This window comes from Pseudomonas sp. PDM14 (assembly GCF_014851905.1).
Taxonomy (GTDB): Bacteria; Pseudomonadota; Gammaproteobacteria; order Pseudomonadales; family Pseudomonadaceae; genus Aquipseudomonas.
The window spans coordinates 964550-984770 of record NZ_JACVAQ010000002.1 but is presented as its reverse complement, the minus strand read 5'-3'; the positions used below and the strand labels follow the sequence as shown (position 1 = coordinate 984770).

Sequence of the window (20221 nt, the reverse complement as noted above, 5' to 3'; positions counted from 1 at the left end):
TTTGTTTGCGCGCGAATGATTCAGGGCTGCGCGGTGGTGTCGATCAGACCGGAGAGGCCCTGGCGGATTCGCGCGTCCTCCAGCGCCCGGTTGAATTCGGCGAGGAACGCGCGCTTGTTCATCGACTTGGCAAAACCCAGGTACAGCGAATCGTGCACCAGGGGCCGCTCAAGAATGACGAAGCGATCCTGGTGCGCGGCCAACTCCGGGTCGCTTTTCAGCAATGTCTGCAGGCCCAGCTTGCCGTTGCCGAGGAAGGCCGCATCGACACGTCCGTGCAACAGCTTGCGCATGCGCGCCACGTGGGTCTGGTCGGTTTCGACGACGATCTGCCCGGCAGCGATTGCGGCATCGACCTGCGAACCGTAGCTGGCACCCAGCTGTACGCCGATCTTGCGCCCCGCGAGGTCCTCCAGGCTGGCGAAGGCGAATTCGCGGCCCTTGAGCACCACCACGTTGATGTTGTCGTCGTAGATCGGCGCGGAGTAGTCGAACAGCGCCAGACGCTCGTCGGTCTTCGACAGGCCGATGACACCACCCTGGGCGCTCAAGGCGCTAGCGTAGGCGCGCTTCCACGGGTACAGGCGCAGGTTGACGGGTTCGCCGCTGAGCGCGGCAAAGTGGCCGAGCACCTCGGCCAGCAGCCCGGCCGGTTGTCCATCGGCATTCAGGTAGATAACCGGAGGGTAGTTCTCGTCGCCGAAAATCAGCGTTTCGGCCTGGATCATGGCGCTAACGGGTAGACACAGACTCAGTGCGAGAAGGCGCAGGAAATGCAACATACGAACTCCCGGGCAGATCGGCGAAGAGCGGGGGCGGCGACGCTGCCGGGCCAGTATCCCGCTGGTGTTGTGTCGAGGGCCAGCAAAAAGTCATGCGATGGTTTCATTACAGCCCGACTGGGCTCGATCGCCAGCCCCGACATCGGTTGGATAGGCTGAAAGTCGCGGGCTAAAGCCTCGCGCCTCTTATTTCTGATTGAAGTAAAAAAGTTCCTTTGTCATCTAACTTTCATCTAAAAGCAACTGAGCTGAAATAACCCCCCGCCAAGATTCCCCTCCAACACCGCTGGCACTTGCCGCGTGTTTCAACGCTAAAGACCAATTAGGGGAATCTTCGAATGATCCGTAAGCACTTCGCCGGTTTTGCCGCCAGCGCCCTGGCTCTGGCCATCTCCGCCCAGGCTTTCGCCGGTGCTGTCACTACTGACGGCGCCGATATCGTGATCAAGACCAAAGGCGGTCTGGAAGTCGCTACCACCGACAAAGAGTTCAGCTTCAAGATCGGCGGCCGTGTGCAGGCCGACTACAGCCGCTTCGACGGCTTCTACACCGTCAATGGCGACACCGCTGACGCTGGCTACTTCCGCCGCGCCTTCCTGGAAGTCGGCGGTGTGATGTTCACTGACTGGGCTTACCAGGTGAACTACGACCTGTCGCACAACTCCGGTGGCGACGAGCGCAGCTCCGACGGTTACTTCGACGAAGCGTCCCTGACCTACAACGGCTTCAAGCCGCTGGCGATCAAAGTTGGTCGTTTCGACCCGGAATTCGGTCTGGAAAAAGCCACCAGCTCCAAGTGGGTAACTGCTCCTGAGCGTACCGCTGCCTATGACCTGGTTGACTGGACCAACGGCCACAACGGCGGCCTGGGCATCCAGCTTTCCGGCTCCGTAGGCTCCAGTCTGTACGGTTCTGCCGGTATCACCGTCAAGGACGGCACCACTGTCGACACCCAGACTGAAGACGGCGACAGCGTCAAGCAGTACAACCTGCGCGGTGTGTTCGCACCGATGCACGAGGCTGGCAACGTTCTGCACTTCGGTCTGAACTACGCCTACCGTGACCTCTCCGACTCCGCTATCGATGCACGTATCCGCAGCCGTCTGGGCATGCGTGGCGTGAGCACCGACGGTGGCCAGGATGCCGGCACCAACGGTAACCGTCTGCTGCTGGGTGGCCGTAGCGTGACCGGCGCTAACTCGGGCGCCTACGGTGACGACGCTGCCTTCGGTCTGGAAGCGGCCTGGGCTGCTGGTCCGTTCTCCGTACAGGGCGAATATGTATCTCGCAGCATGGACTCCGAGCGTGCTGGCTATGACGACGTAGATGCCGATGGCTACTACGTGCAACTGGCCTACACCCTGACCGGTGAAGCCCGCGGCTACAAACTCGGCAAGTTCGACTCCCTCAAGCCGAGCAACAAGCAGATCGGTGCCTGGGAAGTGTTCTACCGCTACGACAGCCTGAACGTAGAAGACGACACCGCTGGCGGTATCGCAGTGACCGACGACGTCGAAGCCAAGGTGCATAACCTGGGCGTGAACTGGTACGCCAACGAGTCCGTCAAGATCTCTGGTGCCTACATCAAGGCCAAGGTCGACAACGCTCAAAACAGCGTTGCTGCCGGCGACGACAGTGGTGATGGCTTCGTAGTCCGCGCCCAGTACGCGTTCTAAGTTCCAGACAGCCAGTCCACAGCCTTGGCGGTGGACCGGTTGCGTATGTTGTAAATCCGTAATGCTCCTCTCAAGCCCCGCCCATGCGGGGCTTTTTTTGCCTGCGCGATGGCCATCACCGGCTGCCCCGCGGGCTTCTTTTTTTGCCCGCCGTTGTGCTGACCGCCGGGTGTGGCGCGCGCACCAGCTTGCACGTGACTCGTCCAGGTGAGCCGATGATGCTGGGCCCGCCGAGACCGCAGGCGCAGCATCCAACAGACGCCGACGCTTTTTTTCGGCGAAGCAAACCGCCAGACTGGCGGCATGCCGATGACCGTTCTCTCCAGCCTTGACCAACTCGCCCCCGCCGCCTGGGACGCCCTGCTGCCCGCGGCGCAACCGTTCCTGCGCCACGCCTTTCTGAGCGCCCTCGAAGACAGCGGTAGCGTGGCCGCGCACAGTGGCTGGCAGCCGGCCCATCGCGTGTGGCTGGATGCGCAGGGGCAGCCGGTGGCGGCATTGCCGGCCTATTTGAAAAGCCACTCCTACGGCGAATACGTGTTCGACATGGGCTGGGCCGACGTCTGCCACCGGGCGGGCATCGCCTACTACCCGAAGCTGCTCGGTGCGGTACCGTTTTCCCCGGTCACCGGGCCACGCCTGCTGGGGAGTCCGGAGGCTGCCGGGCAGCTGCTCGATGTGCTCACGTCGGGCCTGGATGACGAGGGCCTGTCCAGCCTGCACATCAATTTCACCGACGCCCAGGCCGATGTGCTGCTCGCCGGCCGCGAAGGCTGGTTGCCGCGCATCGGCTGCCAGTACCACTGGTTCAACCGTGACTACCGCGACTTCCAGGATTTCCTCGACGCGCTGACCTCGCGCAAGCGCAAACAACTGCGCAAGGAACGTGGACAGGTGGCCGGGCAGGGCATCGCGTTCGACTGGTACAACGGGCACGAACTGAGCGAGGCGCAGTGGGATTTCATCTACGCCTGCTACGCCAACACCTACCACGTGCGCCGGCGGCCGCCGTACCTGACGCGCGCGTTCTTCAGCCTGCTCGCCGAGCGCATGCCCGAGATGGTTCGCGTGGTCATTGCCCGTCAGGGTGCGCAGCCGGTGGCCATGGCCCTGAGCCTGGTCGATGGCGATACGTTCTATGGCCGCTACTGGGGCTGCCTGGGCGATTTCGACCGCCTGCACTTCGAGACCTGCTTCTATCAGGGCCTGGACTACGCCCTGGCGCACGGGCTGCGTCGCTTCGATGCCGGCGCCCAGGGCGAGCACAAACTGATCCGTGGCTTCGAACCGGTGATCACCCGCTCCTGGCACTACCTGCTGCACTCTGGTTTGCGCGGTGCGGTAGCGGATTTTCTCGAAGACGAAACCGCCGGCATCCTCGCCTACGCCGACGAGGCACGCAGCCTGTTGCCCTATCGCCACGCTGATTGAGTTGCTGAGCAGACTTGGATGATCGCCTTTCTGAAGTCCATGCTGTGTGGACTGTCAACCGCGGAGATGCTCATGGATCACATGCTGTTTTGCTCTCAGTCGCGACTATTGTGCGAGCAGGGTGAACCGTGAGCCCGCGTGGTTGGCGAGTCGCTGCGCTCGTTGCGGTGGCGCTAATGGTCGCCGGCGTTGGCATTGGCATCTGGCTGCAGGCAACACCTGCCAACGAGGAGGCCATTGCCGTGGCCGACGCGTTTCTCCTGCAGCTGGAGCAGGGGCGCGTCGAGGGCGCCTACGCGTTGACGCTGCGCGAGCGCAGCCTGCTCGGTGCGGACCTGGCGAGCTTCGCCCGGATCAGCGCGCGGCAGCTCTGTGGCCGTGGCAGTTGGCAGGCGCTGTGGACGCACCCGCCGCAGTCGCGGGGCAATCGATTGCGGCGCTGGCTGGCCGGGCGCGAGGTGGACATGCCGAGCGTGACGGTGCGTTACGACGGTGCGGCGAATCCCTGTCCGCTGAGTATCGAACTGCGCCGCGACGAACAGGGCGCCTGGCGTGTCTTCAATTTTCAGAGCACGGCGGGTTAACCTGCAGCGAACGCTCTGGAACGAGGCTCCCATGCATACCACCTACCTGATCATTCCCGGCTACGGCGATTCCGGGCCGCGTCATTGGCAGAGCCTGTGGCTGAACGATCCGCGCTGTCGGCGGGTCGAGCAGCGTGACTGGTTGCACCCGCGTTGCAGCGAGTGGGTGGCACAGCTGGAGCAGGCGGTGGCGCAGAGTGGGCCGGATACCGTGCTGGTGGCGCACAGCCTCGGTTGCCCGCTGGTGGCGCATTGGGCGCAGCAGACGCGCCTGAGCGTGCGCGGCGCCTTGCTGGTGGCGCCGCCGGATCTTGACGGCCCGGCTGCTGAACTGGACCTGCAGGGCTTTGCGCCGTTGCCGCGTGCGACCTTGCCGTTCCCCAGCCTGCTGATCGCCAGCGACGACGATCCCTACGCCAGTGTGGCGTACACCCGTGCCCTGGCCGAAAGCTGGGGCAGCCGCTGGCAGAGCATCGGCGCCGCCGGACACATCAACGGCGACAGTGGCCTGGGCGAGTGGCCGCAGGGGCGCGCCTTGCTCGACGCGCTGCTCGGCTGAGCGCAGCCGCTCGCGCCAAGTTGCGTTAAAGTGGCGACCCCGCCGTTACCCCTACACGCAGGCCCGTCGTGACCGAACAAGCCAAGAACCCGCTGCATGGCATCACCCTGGAAAAGCTGCTTACCGAGCTGGTCGCCCAGTACGGCTGGGACGGCCTGGCCGCGCGTATCGACGTGCGCTGCTTCAAGAATGACCCGAGCATCAACTCGAGCCTGACCTTCCTGCGCAAGACGCCCTGGGCGCGCGAGCAGGTCGAGGCGTTGTTCGTGGCGATGCGCGCCAGGCAGTAATCCGCCACACCAGGCAACCGGCGCTACTGCGCTGTGCTCGACGCTGCCGCGCAGCCGCTCTGGCTACCAGGTTCGAGGTAGGGTGAGAGAATCGGCGCCATGCCCTTGAGCACCTGCACCGGCAGCCCCGAGGTGAAGCGGAACCCCTCCGCGTCGCGCCCCGGGACGAAGGCGATCAGCGTGCCGAAGTGCCTGGGCCCCAGGTAGAAGACGAAGGTCGCCGTGCGGTTCATCGCCCGTGAACTGAGCACGTGGCCGCCACGGGTGACGCTCTCGATGCGGTTGTCGCCGGTACCGGTCTTGCCGCCCACGGTCAGCGGCGTGCCATCCGCCAGGTTGAAGCTGCCGTGCAGGCGCCGCGCGGTGCCTGCTTCGACCACCTGCGCCAGGGCACCACGCAGCGCCGCGGCGACTTCGCTCGGCAGTACGCGCTGGCCACGCTCGGTGTCCTGCTGCAGCAGCGTTTCGTAGGGCGTGCCGGCGGCGAAGTGCAGGGTGTCGAGGCGCACGCTGGGCTGGCGGATGCCGTCGTTCTGGATGATGCCGATCAGTTCGGCGAGCGCGGCCGGGCGGTCGCCGGAGCTGCCGATGGCGGTGGCCAGCGACGGCACCAGGTGATCGAACGGATAGCCCAGGCGCTGCCAGCGCTGATGGATGTCGAGGAAGGCTTCGACCTCCAGCATGCTGCGGATACGGCTGTCGCGCGCGCTCTTGTGGCGGGTCTTGAACAGCCAGCCGTAGACCTCCTGGCGCTCGTCGACGCTGGCGGCCACGGCGTCCTTGAAGCTCGCCTGCGGGTGTTCGATCAGGTAGCCGAGCAGCCACAGCTCCAGCGGGTGCACGCGGGCGATGTAGCCCTGGTCGGGCAGGCTCCAGGCCCCCGGGCCGTAGTCGCGGTACAGCGCCTGCAGGCGTTTCTCGCTGAGTTTTTCCGCCGGCAGGTGTGCCTCGAGGAAGGCGGCGAAGGTGGCTTCGTCGACTTCCGGCATCAGGTAGCGGTGCACCGCGGCCAGTCGGGTGGGCGTATGACGCAGGCCATCGAGGAAGGTGTCGAGGCGCTCCTGGGCGCTCTTGCCCTGGTACTTGCGCCAGAAGCGCAGGAGGAAGGTGGTGCCTTTACGGTCGGCGAAGCGGCTCAGGTAGTCGGCGCGCTGCGGGTGATGATCGTCCTTGAGCAGCTCGGCGCTGTTGCTCTCGCCGTGGTAGGTGCTGTAGCGCACCAAATCGCGCAGCAGGCGGATGAAGGGCAGGTTGATCGATTCGCGCAGTGACTCGCGCAGGGTCGGGATGCGCCCGTTGTCCTCGCGGCGGAAGTTGCTGAAGCTGTGCAACCCGCCGCCGGTGAAGAAGCGTTCGTAGGGGCTGGCCGAGTATTTACGCTCCAGCGCGGCGTCGAGCAGTTCGGCGAGGCTGCGCTGCGGTGTGGCGAGCAACTGGTCGATGACCCAGCGGGTCAGGTGGTCCTGTTCGGCCGCCTCGACCTTGCGCAGCTCCTCGGCACGCTGCCCGGCATAGCGCTGGTGCAGCTCGGCGATCACCTGCAGGTAGGTGGTCAGCACGCGCAGCTTGGCGGTGGAGCCCAGCTCCAGCTTGCTGCCTTCGTTGATGTCGAACGGCTGCTCGGTGTTGTCGGTCTGCACGCGCACGCGGGCGCCATCGGGGGTGCGCTCGAACAGCGTGAAGCTGTAGCGCACCTCGGCGGTTTTCTCGGGCGAGAGCAGGCGCTCGCCGAACAGGCCGATCTGCCCGGCGAACGCGGGATCGGCCAGGCGTGCGAGGTAGTCGCTGACCTGCTGCTGCAAGTCGGCGTTGAGCGTGCTGCTGGCGCTGAGGTCGAGGCGGTCGAGGTCGTACAGCGGCATGTCGAGCAGGTTGGACAAGCGCGTGCGGGCAGCGGCGATGCCCTTGTTGCTGCGCACCGGCTGGATTGCCGGTTGCTGCTCCAGGTCGCGGAACGCCAGGTGCTGCGCCAGGGCCGCCTCGCGCAGCTGCGCGTCGATCACGCCACCGCTGGCGAGCAGGCGGATATGGCTGTCGGTCAGCGCTGCCAGTTCCTCGCGCCCCTGTTTGTGGGAGAGGTAATAGGACGGCCGGCGCTGGGCAATCATCAGCGACAGCACCTGGCGCAGCGCGCGGCCCCGTTCGGCCAGGCTGGCCCGGGGCGTGCGCTGCGGGTCGAGGAGGGCGTTGACCTGCGCGAAGTCGGCGCCGTACCAGACGCGCAAGCCGTCGGCCAGGCCGTGCACCTCGCCGTGCCCTGGCGCGGCGGAGAGCGGCACGCTGTTGAGGTAGTCACGCACGATGGCCTGGCGCGCGGCAAAGCTCTGCGGCCCCTGCTGGTAGGCGCGCACGCTGGCGGAGACCATCTGCCGCAGCTTTTCCATCGCCGACAGGGTCAGGCCATCCGGCGAGTGGCGGTACTTCTCCAGTTGCGTGGCCAGGGTGCTGCCGCCGGCCGACTGTTCCTGTACGGCGAAGTTCTTGCCCACCTGCGACAGCGCCGCCTTGGCGAAGCGTGGCCAGTCCACCGCCGGGTTGGCGGTCGGCTGGTCGCTGTCGAGCAGGTGGCGGTTCTCGATGAACAGCAGGCTGCTCACCACCAGCGGTGGAATGCTGTCGAAGCGCGGGTAGAGCTGCTGCGGGTAGCGAAACTGGTACAGCGGCTCGCCGCGGCAGTCGCCGATGCTCAGGCCGCTCTGCAGCTTCTCGGTGAATGGTGCGAAGTAGCCGCGCGCGGTGTAGTCGAGCAGGGCCGGGGAGAAGCGCGCCTGCTGACGGATCAGGTAGTTGCGCTGCTGCAGGCGCTCCAGCAGCAAGGGCAGATGGGCATAGCCCAGGCGTTTGTCGAAGGGGCCGTTGCCGGGGAAGTGGATGGCGTCACTCGGGCCGGGTTGTACCTGGTAGGTGAGGGTGGCGGCATAGCGGCTGAACTCGCGTGCCTGCAGGGTGGCGCTGTTGAATTCGTGCAGGGCCAGCAGGCCGAGCAACAGAAGGATCAGCACCACGGCCAGTGAGGCGATGATCCGGGTACGCAGGCGCGACGACGGAGTTTTCGGCGAAAGCGGAGCGGGTCCGCTCACCGGGAGCGCGGTCTGCGGTGTGTCTGACTGCCATAAAGCGCCCATAGTGATGGCCTGGCTACACGCGAAGCTTGCTCTTGTGGAAAGCTTAGCCGCCAGGCACGAGGCTGCAGGCTTTTCTCCACGGCGGGGGACGATGACCGTGAGCGGCGACACCCAGACCCAGCTGATGCACAGCTGGCAGTGCAACGCTGCCGGCTGGACCCGCGCGGTGCGCGAGCGGCGCATCGCCAGCCGGCAGATCACCGATGCCGCGTTGCTCGAGGCCATCGCCGAGCGGGCGCCACGGCGGGTGCTGGACATCGGTTGCGGCGAGGGTTGGCTGTGTCGCGTGCTGGCCGAGCAGGGCGTCGACACGCTGGGTGTAGACGCCTGTGCGGCGCTGGTCGAGGCCGCGCGGCAGGTGTCGGCACTGGACTATCGCGTGTGCAGCTACGCCGACCTGGCCGCCGGGCGCGGCGAGCTGGGGCGTTTCGATCTGCTGGTGGCCAACTTCGCGCTGCTCGACGAGGCGCTGCTGCCATTGCTGCTGGGACTGCACGCCCTGCTCGAGCCCGACGGACACCTGCTGATCCAGACCGTTCACCCCTGGACGGCCAGCGGTGAGCAGGGCTACCGCGATGGCTGGCGGCTGGAGACCTTCGCCGGTTTCGGTGACGGCTTCGCCGCGCCGATGCCCTGGTATTTCCGCACCCTGCAGTCCTGGCTGGAGGTGCTGCGCGCCGCTGGTTTCAGCCTGTGTTCGTTGCGTGAGCCGAGCGATGCGCAGGGTATGCCGCGTTCGTTGTTGCTGGTGATGCGTGCCGCAGGTTGATCGACAGTGGACGCGGCTTGCCGACGAATGTCGCCTTTCTGACAAATAACTGAAATTTAAGATGTTTTTCTGTTTTTAGGGCAAATGTCAGCAGATGTTGCTGCGGCCGGGCCAGGCGTCGCGGTAAAGCCGCGCGCGGGTTGCCAAATCCGACGCAACCGCTCTGGCACGGGGCATGACGCTGCCCCATCTTTGTGCAAGACTCGCCGCCGATCTCGGTCCCAACGACTTCAGCCTGGCTGTCCGGCCCCCATCGGGGCGAGCAGCAGAGTCCGGTTCACGTGGCTATCCGCCGCGTTTTTCCGCGCTTGCGGCCGAATCCTCCCAATAAATACAAAATGAGGTATCGCTGCATGTCTGTCGGTAACCAACCCCAGCATGAAACGCTGCACCGCGATCTCGGTGAGCGGCACATCCGCCTGATGGCGCTAGGCGCCTGCATCGGCGTCGGTCTGTTTCTCGGCTCGGCCAAAGCCATCCAGATGGCCGGCCCGGCCATCATGCTGTCCTACATCATCGGTGGCCTGGCCATCCTGGTGATCATGCGCGCGCTCGGCGAAATGGCCGTGCACAACCCGGTCGCCGGCTCCTTCAGCCGCTACGCCCAGGACTACCTCGGCCCGCTGGCGGGCTTCCTCACCGGCTGGAACTACTGGTTCCTCTGGCTGGTGACCTGCGTGGCGGAAATCACCGCCGTGGCCATCTACATGCAGATCTGGTTCCCCGACGTGCCGCGCTGGATCTGGGCGCTGGCTGCGCTGATCAGCATGGGCTCGGTCAACCTGATTGCCGTGCGTGCCTTCGGCGAGTTCGAGTTCTGGTTCGCCCTGATCAAGATCGTCACCATCATCGCCATGGTCGTCGCCGGTGCCGGGATGATCATGTTCGGCTTCGGCAACGACGGCGTCGCCACCGGTATTGGCAACCTGTGGAGCCACGGTGGCTTCATGCCCAACGGCATCCAGGGCGTGCTGATGTCGCTGCAGATGGTGATGTTCGCCTACCTCGGCGTGGAGATGATCGGCCTCACCGCCGGTGAAGCGAAGAACCCGCAGAAGACCATTCCGCAGGCGATCAACTCGGTGTTCTGGCGCATCCTGCTGTTCTACGTCGGCGCGCTGTTCGTGATCATGTCGATCTACCCGTGGAACGAGATCGGCACCCAGGGCAGCCCGTTCGTGATGACCTTCGAGGCGATGGGCATCAAGACCGCCGCCGGCATCATCAACTTCGTGGTCATCACCGCCGCGCTGAGCTCCTGCAACGGTGGCATCTTCAGCACCGGGCGCATGCTCTACAGCCTGGCGCAGCAAGGCCAGGCGCCGCGTGCCTTCGCCGTCACCTCCAACGGCGTGCCGCGTCGCGCCTTGCTGGTTTCCGGCGTGGCGCTGTTGTTCGGCGTGCTGCTCAACTACCTGGTACCGGAGCAGGTGTTCGTCTGGGTGACCTCGATCGCCACCTTCGGCGCGATCTGGACCTGGGCGATGATCCTGCTGGCGCAACTCAAGTTCCGCCGCAGCCTGACCCCGGCGCAGCGCGACAAGCTGACCTTCCGCATGTGGCTGTTCCCGCTCAGCTCGTACCTGGCGATGGCCTTCCTGGTGCTGGTGGTCGGGCTGATGGCGTACTTCCCGGATACCCGCATCGCCCTCTACGTGGGCCCGGCGTTCCTCGCCCTGCTGGTGGTGCTGTACCACGTGTTCAAGCTGTCGCCGAAGAACCTCGCCCCGGTGGCGGGCGAACCGGCTGCCTGAACCGGACCGCACTGAAGAAAAAAGGAGCCAAGCGGCTCCTTTTTTTCATGCATGTACGATCAGGCCGGGCTGGGGCGCAGCTTCAGGCTGCTTTTCGGGATGGCCTGCTGGCGTTCGACCTTGCGTTCGCCGACCCGCTTGATGAAGTCCAGCCAGCCGGCCAGGGCCATCATCAGCAGCAGGCCGAGCAGGGCGGTGCCGATCTGCGCCGGCCAGCGGTCCTGCAGCAATGCGTTGCCGGCGTCTGCCAGCGGGGCGAGCAGCACGCCGAGGCAGAACACTTCCAGCGAGTAGCGGCCCATGCGGCACATTTCCCGCGCCGGCCAGCGCTCCAGCCAGTCACCCTTGGGCAGCAGCACGGCCACGCAGTAGGCGAGGGCGAGGAAGTGCAACAGGCGCAGTGGCGACAGGTCGGTCTTGTCGATCGGGTAGATCACCGCCTTCACCGCTTCCGGCATCCAGGTGTCGTGCAGCTGCGGCCATTTCCACGACAGCGCGAGCAGGCCGGTGACCACCAGGTACACCGCGCAGGTGATGAACAGCGGGCTGCTCGCGCGGGGCTCCGGTGCATCGGCCGGGCGCTGCTGGGCGTGCAGCGCGGCGGCGCCACCGAGGACGAACAGCAACTGCCAGGCCAGCGGGTTGAAGAACCACTCGCTGCCCTGCGGGCCGGCGAAGTTCATCTGCGGCAGCGGTGCGAGCAGGTAGATCACGCTCGACAGCGCCACAGTCAGCAGCGGCGCGCGCAGCAGCAGCGGCAGGATCACCGGCAGCGCCATCAGAAGCACGATGTACAGCGGCAGCGGGTCCATCAGGTTGGGCTTGAAGCGCAGCAGCAGCTCGTCGGTGACCGCCTGCTGCGGGTGGGCGAGGAAGTAGTCGAGTCCCATGGCGCCGACGAAGTCCTTCTGCTCCACATGGTTGTTGGTGAAGAACACGATGCCCATCAGCACCGCCAGCAGGAAGATGTGCGCCACGTACAGCACCCACACGCGCCGCAGAATGCGCAGGCAGGCGACCAGATAGCCGTCGCGGCGCAGCAGCTTGCCGTAGGCCAGCACGGCGGCGTAGCCGGCGAGGAAAACGAAGATTTCCGCGGCATCGCTGAGGCCGACGTTGCGTGGCGTGACCTGGCCCAGAGGGTTCCCCGGGATGTGGTCCCAGAAGATGAACACCAATGCCAAACCACGGAAGAGGTCGATACGTAGGTCGCGTCCGGTCTGCGGCATGCTGGCTTACTCGCTTGGGGCCGAGGGAACCGCTCCGACGGCTTGGCATACGCATCGACCCGCCGCGACCGCGGGCCACCGCGCCGGGAGGGGCGCCAGGCCTGCAGGATTCGCAGCGGGTCTATTCGGTGAGACTGCGTGACGATTGCGGACGATCCGCTGGCGTGACCAGCGGTCATCTGTGCGGCGACGTATGGACCAGGCTGGAGGCGATACAGAGTCTGCAGCGATTTGGGTAATGCCCGCTGACAGTGGACGACGGCGGAATTTCGTAGCTTCCGTAGGGTGCGCCATGCGCACCACAAGGCATCTGCGGGCTGGCCGGTGCGCATGGCGCACCCTACGTGGAGCATCGGCGCAGGCCACTGGTGACCCGCACAGGTGGTAAAGCAGGGTCCAAGCTGCCGCGCCCCAGAAGGCCACTTATGTCTCCTGGAGCGCAGAACCTGCTCATGATTTTCAGGTGCGCCGCTGCCGGTCCTCGGCGTAGCGGCGCAGGATCCACTGGCCGGCAGGGCGGGCGAACACCTCGTCGAGGAAGGCCTGGGTCTGCGCGTCGTGCCCGGCGATGTCAGCCCAGGGTGTACCGGCCGGGGTGAACATCGGCGCGTACAGCGAGGCCGCGGCGATGTCGGCCAGGCTCAGGCGCTCACCGACCAGGTAGCGCGACGGGTCGCCGCCGATCTTCTCCTCGATCAGCTCCAGGCCCAGCAGCAGTTCGGCCTGGGACTTGGCCACCCGCTCCGGGGTGACGCCGTAGAGCTTCTGCACGCCGTTGATCAGCACCGGCTTCATCAGGTCGCGCAGGCCGAACAGCGGGCGATAGACCTTGAGCATGGCGTGCATCACGCTGTCCCACTGCCTGATCTGGCCATACAGCCAGCGGCGCACGTGCACGCCCATGCGGTCGAAGCGTTCTTCCAGGGCCAGCACCTCGGCGCGCTCGGCGAGGTCGTCGGGCAGCAGCGGGCGGTCGGGGTACTGCGCTTCCAGGTACAGGGCGATGTCGGTCGAGTCGCCGACCACCTTGGCGCCATCCTGCAGGATCGGCAGGGTGACGATGCCAGCCAGGCGCTTGCTCTTGAGGCGATGCAGGCCGGGGAACAGGTCATCCACCTGATAGTCGAGGCCCTTGTGGTCGAGGTGCCAGCGGGTCTTTTCGCAGTAATGGGAAATCGGGAACTGGTAGAGGGTACGCATCGGCGGCTCGCGGTCGGTGGAAGGCCGGCCAGTGTAGTGGCCGGCGCGGTGACCGCCGAGTCTTGGATCGGTTGCCTAGTTGAGCAGGTAGCCCTGGGGCTGCAACGGCGCCGGCAGCGGCTCGCCGAGGGCGTCGAGCAGATCGATCTCGATGCTGCGCACCATGGCGTTCAGTGGCAGGTCGTTGTCGCTCAGGCCGAAGGGTTCTTCCAGCTCGTCACCCAGGGCATCGAGGCCGAAGAAGGTGTAGGCGATGATCGTCACCAGCACCGGCGTAAGCAGCTCCAGGGAGCTGACCAGGCCGAACGGCAGCAGCAGGCAGAACAGCCAGGCGGTGCGGTGCAGCAGCAGGGAGTAGGCGAAGGGGGTCGGCGTGTTCTTGATCCGCTCGCACACGGCCTGGATGGTGGCCATGCGGTCCAGGCGCTGTTCCAGGCTGCGGTAGAGCACGTCGCTGAGGTGCTGCTGGCGCACGCAGCTGGCGAAATCCTGGTTGATCCAGCCGAGCAGCGCTTCCGGCACGTTGCGCCGTTGGCGCAGCTGCTCGACTTCGTTGGCCTCGATCCAGGCGGCGCTGGCGGCCACCGTGTCCTGGTCGCGCAGGTGAGCGGCCAGGGCGTGGGCGAAGCCGATGCAGCGGCGCACCGTGCGTCGGCGCAGCGGGGTGAGTTCGTCAGCGATCAGCAGCGCCTGGCTTTCCCGGGCCAGGCCGCGGGCCTGGATGATCAGTTCGCCCCATTGCTTGCGCGCTTCCCACCAGCGGTCGTAGCAGGCGCTGTTGCGAAAGCCGAGGAACACCGACAGGGCCAGGCCGAGCAGGGAGAAGGGCGGGGCGCTGAGGTGGCTGAGCCAGTTCAGCCAGCCGAATTCGTAGAGGCCGACCACCAGGCATGACAGCGCGGTGATGGTGAACAGTTTGGCGGCGATATCGGGAAAGATGGAACCACGCAGGATGAAGAACAGCTGCAGCGCGCTGGGGCGCGGACGAACGATCATGTCGGGGGTGTATCCAGGGCGGGCGGGGCGATGACGGCGCGGATTATGCGCCGCCATCCGGTGAGTGAACAGGTCGCCCGGGGAAAAGTCCGCGCGCTCGACGAGTGCCGGCCAGACGCGGCGCGCCCTGGGACGGGCCGTGAATCTACAGCGTGTTGGCCTCGAAACTGTCGGCCCGCGCCATGCCCCACATGCGCGCATAGAACTCGCCGGAAATCTCGCCGCTGAGCAGCTCGCCGGGTTTGAGGAACACGTGCAGCTGCGAGAACAGCTTGATCTCGCTGGCCGACATGCGCCGCACCAGGTGCTTGGCCTGCACCTGCGAGGGGTGATCGAGGCCGGCGGCGGCAAGCATTTCGCTCAGCGCGCGCATCGTGTTGCGGTGGAAGTTCTGCACCCGTTGGGCCTTGTCCGGCACCACCAGAGCGCGCTGACGCAGACCGTCCTGGGTGGCAACCCCGGTCGGGCATTTGTTGGTGTGACAACTCTGCGACTGAACGCAGCCGATGGCGAACATGAAGCCGCGTGCCGAGTTGGCCCAGTCTGCGCCCAGGGCCAGCACGCTGGCGATGTCGAAGGCGCTGACGATCTTGCCGCTGGCGCCCAGGCGGATCTTGTCGCGCAGGTTGAGCCCGACCAGGGTGTTGTGCACGAACAGCAGGCCCTCGCGCAGCGGCACGCCGATGTGGTCGGTGAATTCCACGGGCGCGGCGCCGGTGCCGCCTTCCTTGCCGTCGACGACGATGAAGTCCGGCAGGATGCCGGTCTCCAGCATGGCCTTGGCGATACCCATGAACTCCCACGGGTGGCCCAGGCAGAACTTGAAGCCGACCGGCTTTCCTCCCGCCAACTGACGTAGTTGCGCGATGAACTGGAGCATCTCGATCGGCGTGGAGAAGGCGCTGTGGCGTGCCGGCGAGATGCAGTCCACGCCCATCGGTACGCCGCGGGTCTGGGAGATTTCCTCGGTGACCTTGTGCTTGGGCAGGATACCGCCGTGGCCCGGCTTGGCGCCCTGGCTGAGCTTGATCTCGATCATCTTCACCTGTGGGCTGAGTGCCTGCTGGGTGAAGCGTTCCGGGCTGAAACGGCCCTGCTCGTCACGGCAGCCGAAGTAGCCGCTGCCCAGCTCCCAGACCAGGTCGCCGCCGTATTCGCGGTGGTAGGGGCTGATGCTGCCTTCGCCGGTGTCGTGGTAAAAGCCGCCAAGCTTGGCGCCCTGGTTGAGCGCGCGGATGGCGTTGGCGCTGAGCGAGCCGAAGCTCATCGCCGAGATGTTGAACACCGAGGCCGAATACGGCTGCGTGCACTGCGGCCCGCCGATGCTGACGCGAAAGCTGGCGGGGTCGCAGTGATCGGCCGGCAGCATGGAGTGGCCGATGAACTCGAAGCCGCTCTGGTAGACATCGGCCAGGGTGCCGAAGGCCTTGTCCGCACTCTCGTTCTTGGCCCGCGCGTACACCAGCGAACGTTCGGCACGGGAGAACGGCAGCTTGTCGCCATCGGCCTCGAGCAGGTACTGGCGGATCTCCGGGCGGATGCCCTCGACCAGGTAGCGGATGTTGCCGAGGATCGGGTAGTTGCGCCGTACCGCCTGGCGCTTCTGCAGCAGGTCGTTGATGCCGACCAGGCTCAGCACGCCGCTGAGCAGGGTGAGGGCCCACAGCCATTCATGGGCGCCGAGAAACGGCAGGCTGAGCAGGGTGAACAACACACAGAACGCGAAAAAGGCGTAACGGTTCAGCAGTGACAGGCTCATGCACGGCTCCGGGCGGAAGGACGGTTGGTACCTGTTTGCGACCTTCGCGGGTCATTCACGTCACCTGGCAACCCCGACTCTACAGGTCGGTAAGGCCCCATATAGGGTGCGCATGGACCAGGCGGCCCGGCGTACCCTGCCGGCGATCCGAAACAGGTGCTCAGAGCCTAACCGCTGAACGCGGAGGCGGCCAGGATTGCGTGGCCCTGATCGCCGCCGCATTGATGCCTGGGTCAGCTCGGCGGGGCGAAGGCATCCATCAGCAGGAACGTGCCTTCCTGGCGCTGGTACTGGTTGATCTGTGGCACCAGCGCGCGGAAGTGCTCGGTCTGGCAGTGAAAATCCAGTGCGGCCCGGTCGGGCCATTCCTCGATGAAGATGAAGTGGCCGGGGTCTTTCTGGTCGATGAACAGCTCGTAGGCGATGCAGCGCTCTTCGCGCCGGGTGCTTTCCACCAGTTGCGCATACAGCGGCAGGACCCGGTCGATGAACTCTGGCTTGATGAAGTCTTGGGCGATCACTTTCAGCATGGCGTGCTCACTGGGTTGCCGGGCGGGAAGCGCTAGCGCGCCACGCTCACCCCTTCGAGGTTGGCGAACGAGGTGTCCTTGGCCGTCAGCAGGAAATCGCGCATGAACGGTGCGTCGAGCATGTCGGTGCGGATGCCGGCGTAGAGGGTGGCGAACAGGCCTTTCTCGCCCAGGCGGCGGGCGGTGACGTAGCCGCGCGAGCTGTACTCGTGCAGCGCCCAGTTGGGCAGGCCGCAAACGCCGCGGCCGCTGGCGACCAGTTGCATCATCATCACCGTCAGCTCAGAGGTGCGCACCTGTGCCGGTTCGATATCGGCCGGTTCGAGGAAGCGGGTGAAGATGTCCAAGCGGTCGCGGTCCACCGGGTAGGTGATCAGCACTTCGCTGCCGAGGTCTTCGGCAACGATGTAGGGCTTGCTCGCCAGCGGATGCTGGTTGGCCACGGCCAGCAGCGCCTCGTAGGTGAACAGCGGCACGTAGGTGATGCCGGCGAGGTCGACGGGGTCGGAGGTCACCACCAGGTCGAGGTCGCCGCGGGCCAGGGCCGGCAGCGGCGCGAAGGAGAAGCCCGAGGCCAGGTCCAGCTCCACTTCCGGCCAGGCATCGCGGAACTGGTCGATGGTCGGCATCAGCCACTGGAAGCAGCTGTGGCATTCGATGGCCATATGCAGGCGCCCGGCGGTACCACCGGCCAGGCGCGCCAGGTCGCGCTCGGCGCCGCGCAGCTGCGGCAGCATGCTGTCGGCCAGTTGCAGCAGGCGCAGGCCGGCGCTGGTGAAGCGCACCGGCTTGGTCTTGCGCACGAACAGCTGCATGCCCAGGCGCTCTTCTAGCTCCTTGAACTGGTGGGACAGGGCCGATTGCGTCAGGTGCAGGCGGTCGGCGGCGTCGACCAGGCTGTCCGCTTCACGCAGCGCATGCAGGGTCTTCAGGTGGCGGATTTCGAGCATGCGAGCCTCGGCATATAGGGTGGATGACGCCTGTTCATCCATTGAGCGTGTGCGGTTTGGCGGTGGATAAGCGCAGCGTTATCCAGCTTTTGGTGATCATGCATTGTCTGGAACGGGTGAAACCCACGAAAGACCCTCACGTTTGATCATGAGCGAAATCGTAGATCATCACGAATAGGTTGAGTTTGTCTCATGCGGGGTCGGGTGTCGAGAATAGCCGTCATCCACTTACCAGGAGACGGACCCATGGCGCTCGCCCACACCCTAGGATTTCCCCGCATCGGTCGCGACCGTGAACTGAAAAAAGCCCTCGAAGCCCACTGGAAGGGTGAACTGGACGAAGCCGGCCTGCGTGCCGTTGGCCGCGAGCTGCGCGCTCGTCACTGGCAGGTGCAGAAGGACGCCGGCATCGAGCTGCTGCCGGTCGGCGACTTCGCCTGGTACGACCAGGTGCTGACCCACTCGCTGACCTTCGGCGTGATCCCCGAGCGCTTCCACACCCACGGTGGCAAGCCGACCCTGGACACTCTGTTCGGTATGGCGCGCGGTGTTTCTGGAAGTAAGAGCAGCCAGCACAGCTGCTGCGGCAGCGCCCATGCACAAGAAATGACCAAGTGGTTCGACACCAACTACCACTACCTGGTCCCCGAGTTCAGTGCCGACCAGCAGTTTGCCCTGAGCTGGGAGCAGCTGTTCGAGGAGGTCGAGGAAGCCCGCGCCCTCGGCCACACCGTTAAGCCGGTGCTGATCGGCCCGCTGACCTACCTGTGGCTGGGCAAGGAGAAGGGCGGGGTTGCTTCTGAAACAAAGAATTTTAACCGCCTGGACCTGCTCGAGCGTTTGCTGCCGGTCTACGGCGAAATCCTCCAGCGCCTGGCCGCCCAGGGCGTCGAATGGGTGCAGATCGACGAGCCGATCCTCGCCCTCGACCTGCCGCAGGACTGGAAGAATGCCTTCGAGCGCGGCTACAACCTGCTGCAGCGCGAACCGCTGAAGAAGCTGGTCGCCACCTATTTTTCTGGCCTGGAAGACAACCTCGGCCTGGCCGCGGGCTTGCCGGTGGATGGCTTGCACATCGACCTGGTGCGCGCCCCGGAGCAGTTCCCGAGCATCCTCGACCGCCTGCCGGCCTACAAGGTGTTGTCCCTAGGCGTGGTCAACGGCCGCAACGTCTGGCGCACCGACCTGCACAAGGCGCTGGACATCCTGCAGCAGGCCCAGGAGCGCATCGGTGATCGCCTGTGGGTGGCGCCGAGCTGCTCGCTGCTGCACAGCCCGGTCGACCTGGGCCGGGAAGACAAGCTGGACGCCGAACTGCAGAGCTGGCTGGCCTTCGCCGTGCAGAAGTGCGAGGAAGTCGCCGTGCTCGCCACCGCCCTGAGCGACCCGCAGAACGCCAAGGTGCAGGCCGCGCTGGCGCAGAGTCGCGCCGTGCAGGCCAGCCGCGCGCAGTCGCCGCGCATCCACAAACCGCAGGTGCAGGCGCGCCTCGCGGCGATCACCCAGGCCGACAGCCAGCGTCAGTCGGCGTTCGTCAAACGTATCGACTTGCAGCGCGCGCACCTCGACCTGCCGGCATTCCCCACCACCACCATCGGTTCGTTCCCGCAGACCGCGGCGATTCGCCTGGCGCGGCAGTCGTTCAAGCAGGGCAAGCTGAGCGCGGCCGAGTACACCGAAGCCATGCACAGCGAAATCCGCCACGCGGTGGATGTGCAGGAAAAGCTTGGCCTGGACGTGCTGGTGCACGGTGAAGCCGAGCGTAACGACATGGTCGAATACTTCGCCGAGCAGCTCGACGGCTATGCCTTCACCCGCTTCGGCTGGGTACAGAGCTACGGTTCGCGCTGCGTGAAACCGGCGGTAATCTACGGCGACCTGAGCCGCCCGCAGCCGATGACCGTGGCGTGGATCCGCTACGCGCAGACCCTGACTCGCAAGGTGATGAAGGGCATGCTGACCGGTCCTGTGACCATGCTCATGTGGTCGTTCCCGCGTGACGACATTTCCCGCGAGCAGCAGGCGCGGCAACTGGCCCTGGCCATTCGCGACGAAGTGGTGGACCTGGAAGCCGCCGGCATCCGCATCATCCAGATCGACGAAGCGGCCTTCCGCGAAGGCCTGCCGCTGCGCAAGGCGCAATGGCAGGGCTACCTGGACTGGGCCACCGAATCATTCCGCCTGACCGCCTCCGGCGTGCGTGACGAGACGCAGATCCACACCCACATGTGCTACAGCGAATTCAACGACGTGATCGAGTCCATCGCTGCCATGGACGCCGACGTGATCACCATCGAGACCTCGCGTTCGGACATGGAGCTGCTGGATGCTTTCGAGGCCTTCGAGTACCCCAACGAGATCGGCCCGGGCGTGTACGACATCCACTCGCCGCGCGTGCCGGACACCGGCGAGATGGTGCGCCTGATGCGCAAGGCGGCGCAGCGTGTGCCGGCCGAGCGCCTGTGGGTCAACCCGGACTGCGGACTGAAGACCCGCGGCTGGCCGGAAACCGAAGCGGCGCTGGTGAACATGGTGGCGGCCGCGCGTCAGCTACGCAGCGAACTGGCCTGATTCGGGGCTTTTCGTA

General features: G+C 65.7%; 16 protein-coding genes. 8 read left to right on the top strand and 8 right to left on the bottom strand.

Features of this window, described 5'->3' with window-relative positions; all coding sequences use genetic code 11:
* Nucleotides 1-20 precede the first annotated feature (20 nt).
* A complete protein-coding gene (locus tag IB229_RS17140; protein ID WP_192331116.1) occupies nucleotides 21-782 on the bottom strand; it encodes a substrate-binding periplasmic protein in 762 nt (253 codons plus the stop codon).
* 338 nt (nucleotides 783-1120) lie between these two features.
* Here IB229_RS17140 and IB229_RS17135 point away from each other — a divergent pair, with 338 nt between their 5' ends.
* The 5 genes from IB229_RS17135 to IB229_RS17115 all read left to right on the top strand — a co-directional run bounded on the left by IB229_RS17135 (nucleotide 1121) and on the right by IB229_RS17115 (nucleotide 5322).
* The gene (locus IB229_RS17135) at nucleotides 1121-2458 is read left to right on the top strand and encodes an OprO/OprP family phosphate-selective porin (RefSeq protein ID WP_192331115.1); all 1338 of its coding nucleotides are present in this window, start codon (nucleotides 1121-1123) and stop codon (nucleotides 2456-2458) included.
* Nucleotides 2459-2761: 303 nt separating this feature from the next.
* Complete coding sequence (locus tag IB229_RS17130; protein WP_192331114.1) at nucleotides 2762-3889, top strand: GNAT family N-acetyltransferase; 1128 nt, start codon at nucleotides 2762-2764, stop codon at nucleotides 3887-3889.
* Between the two features lie 176 nt (nucleotides 3890-4065).
* Nucleotides 4066-4473 carry a hypothetical protein gene (locus IB229_RS17125; protein WP_192331113.1) on the top strand — a complete coding sequence of 136 codons (408 nt, stop codon included), beginning with the start codon at nucleotides 4066-4068 and terminating at the stop codon, nucleotides 4471-4473.
* A 31-nt stretch (nucleotides 4474-4504) separates the two neighbouring features.
* Entirely contained in the window at nucleotides 4505-5032 is a 528-nt protein-coding gene (locus IB229_RS17120) for an RBBP9/YdeN family alpha/beta hydrolase (RefSeq protein ID WP_192331112.1), read from the top strand.
* Nucleotides 5033-5100: 68 nt separating this feature from the next.
* Nucleotides 5101-5322 carry a VF530 family DNA-binding protein gene (locus tag IB229_RS17115; protein ID WP_192331111.1) on the top strand — a complete coding sequence of 74 codons (222 nt, stop codon included), beginning with the start codon at nucleotides 5101-5103 and terminating at the stop codon, nucleotides 5320-5322.
* 23 nt (nucleotides 5323-5345) lie between these two features.
* On the opposite strand, the gene IB229_RS17110 is transcribed toward IB229_RS17115, so the two are convergent.
* A complete protein-coding gene (locus IB229_RS17110) occupies nucleotides 5346-8447 on the bottom strand; it encodes a transglycosylase domain-containing protein (RefSeq protein WP_192331110.1) in 3102 nt (1033 codons plus the stop codon).
* Nucleotides 8448-8544: 97 nt separating this feature from the next.
* On the opposite strand from IB229_RS17110, the gene IB229_RS17105 reads away from it, so the two are divergent.
* Nucleotides 8545-9216 (top strand): class I SAM-dependent methyltransferase, encoded by a 672-nt coding sequence (locus IB229_RS17105; RefSeq protein WP_192331109.1) that lies wholly within the window; start codon nucleotides 8545-8547, stop codon nucleotides 9214-9216.
* Nucleotides 9217-9569: 353 nt separating this feature from the next.
* Nucleotides 9570-10970 carry an amino acid permease gene (locus IB229_RS17100; RefSeq protein ID WP_192331108.1) on the top strand — a complete coding sequence of 467 codons (1401 nt, stop codon included), beginning with the start codon at nucleotides 9570-9572 and terminating at the stop codon, nucleotides 10968-10970.
* A gap of 59 nt (nucleotides 10971-11029) precedes the next feature.
* Here IB229_RS17100 and IB229_RS17095 read toward each other — a convergent pair whose 3' ends face one another.
* From IB229_RS17095 to metR, 6 genes are all read right to left on the bottom strand, one after another.
* On the bottom strand, nucleotides 11030-12199 hold the full coding sequence (locus IB229_RS17095) for an OpgC family protein (protein WP_192331107.1): 1170 nt from the start codon (nucleotides 12197-12199) through the stop codon (nucleotides 11030-11032).
* A gap of 459 nt (nucleotides 12200-12658) precedes the next feature.
* Complete coding sequence (locus IB229_RS17090) at nucleotides 12659-13399, bottom strand: glutathione S-transferase family protein (RefSeq protein ID WP_192331106.1); 741 nt, start codon at nucleotides 13397-13399, stop codon at nucleotides 12659-12661.
* Between the two features lie 75 nt (nucleotides 13400-13474).
* Nucleotides 13475-14395, bottom strand: a complete 921-nt coding sequence (locus tag IB229_RS17085) for a bestrophin family protein (protein WP_192331105.1) — start codon at nucleotides 14393-14395, stop codon at nucleotides 13475-13477.
* Nucleotides 14396-14540: 145 nt separating this feature from the next.
* Nucleotides 14541-16154 carry an FMN-binding glutamate synthase family protein gene (locus IB229_RS17080; protein WP_192331104.1) on the bottom strand — a complete coding sequence of 538 codons (1614 nt, stop codon included), beginning with the start codon at nucleotides 16152-16154 and terminating at the stop codon, nucleotides 14541-14543.
* Nucleotides 16155-16387: 233 nt separating this feature from the next.
* Nucleotides 16388-16684 carry a putative quinol monooxygenase gene (locus IB229_RS17075; RefSeq protein ID WP_192331103.1) on the bottom strand — a complete coding sequence of 99 codons (297 nt, stop codon included), beginning with the start codon at nucleotides 16682-16684 and terminating at the stop codon, nucleotides 16388-16390.
* Nucleotides 16685-16716: 32 nt separating this feature from the next.
* Nucleotides 16717-17634: a transcriptional regulator MetR gene (gene metR, locus IB229_RS17070; RefSeq protein ID WP_192331102.1), complete on the bottom strand. Its 918-nt coding sequence runs from the start codon at nucleotides 17632-17634 to the stop codon at nucleotides 16717-16719.
* Between the two features lie 246 nt (nucleotides 17635-17880).
* Between metR and metE the strand changes: the two genes are divergently transcribed.
* Nucleotides 17881-20205 (top strand): 5-methyltetrahydropteroyltriglutamate--homocysteine S-methyltransferase, encoded by a 2325-nt coding sequence (gene metE / locus IB229_RS17065; RefSeq protein ID WP_192331101.1) that lies wholly within the window; start codon nucleotides 17881-17883, stop codon nucleotides 20203-20205.
* Nucleotides 20206-20221 lie beyond the last annotated feature (16 nt).

Coding starts and splice junctions, on each gene's coding strand:
- IB229_RS17100 (WP_192331108.1), top strand. CDS start 9,570: ATGTCTGTCGGTAACCAACCCCAGCATGAAACGCTGCACCGCGATCTC.
- IB229_RS17135 (WP_192331115.1), top strand. CDS start 1,121: ATGATCCGTAAGCACTTCGCCGGTTTTGCCGCCAGCGCCCTGGCTCTG.
- metE (WP_192331101.1), top strand. CDS start 17,881: ATGGCGCTCGCCCACACCCTAGGATTTCCCCGCATCGGTCGCGACCGT.
- metR (WP_192331102.1), bottom strand. CDS start 17,634: ATGCTCGAAATCCGCCACCTGAAGACCCTGCATGCGCTGCGTGAAGCG.
- IB229_RS17120 (WP_192331112.1), top strand. CDS start 4,505: ATGCATACCACCTACCTGATCATTCCCGGCTACGGCGATTCCGGGCCG.
- IB229_RS17090 (WP_192331106.1), bottom strand. CDS start 13,399: ATGCGTACCCTCTACCAGTTCCCGATTTCCCATTACTGCGAAAAGACC.
- IB229_RS17125 (WP_192331113.1), top strand. CDS start 4,066: ATGGTCGCCGGCGTTGGCATTGGCATCTGGCTGCAGGCAACACCTGCC.
- IB229_RS17075 (WP_192331103.1), bottom strand. CDS start 16,684: ATGCTGAAAGTGATCGCCCAAGACTTCATCAAGCCAGAGTTCATCGAC.
- IB229_RS17110 (WP_192331110.1), bottom strand. CDS start 8,447: ATGGGCGCTTTATGGCAGTCAGACACACCGCAGACCGCGCTCCCGGTG.
- IB229_RS17080 (WP_192331104.1), bottom strand. CDS start 16,154: ATGAGCCTGTCACTGCTGAACCGTTACGCCTTTTTCGCGTTCTGTGTG.
- IB229_RS17140 (WP_192331116.1), bottom strand. CDS start 782: ATGTTGCATTTCCTGCGCCTTCTCGCACTGAGTCTGTGTCTACCCGTT.
- IB229_RS17085 (WP_192331105.1), bottom strand. CDS start 14,395: ATGATCGTTCGTCCGCGCCCCAGCGCGCTGCAGCTGTTCTTCATCCTG.
- IB229_RS17095 (WP_192331107.1), bottom strand. CDS start 12,199: ATGCCGCAGACCGGACGCGACCTACGTATCGACCTCTTCCGTGGTTTG.
- IB229_RS17130 (WP_192331114.1), top strand. CDS start 2,762: ATGCCGATGACCGTTCTCTCCAGCCTTGACCAACTCGCCCCCGCCGCC.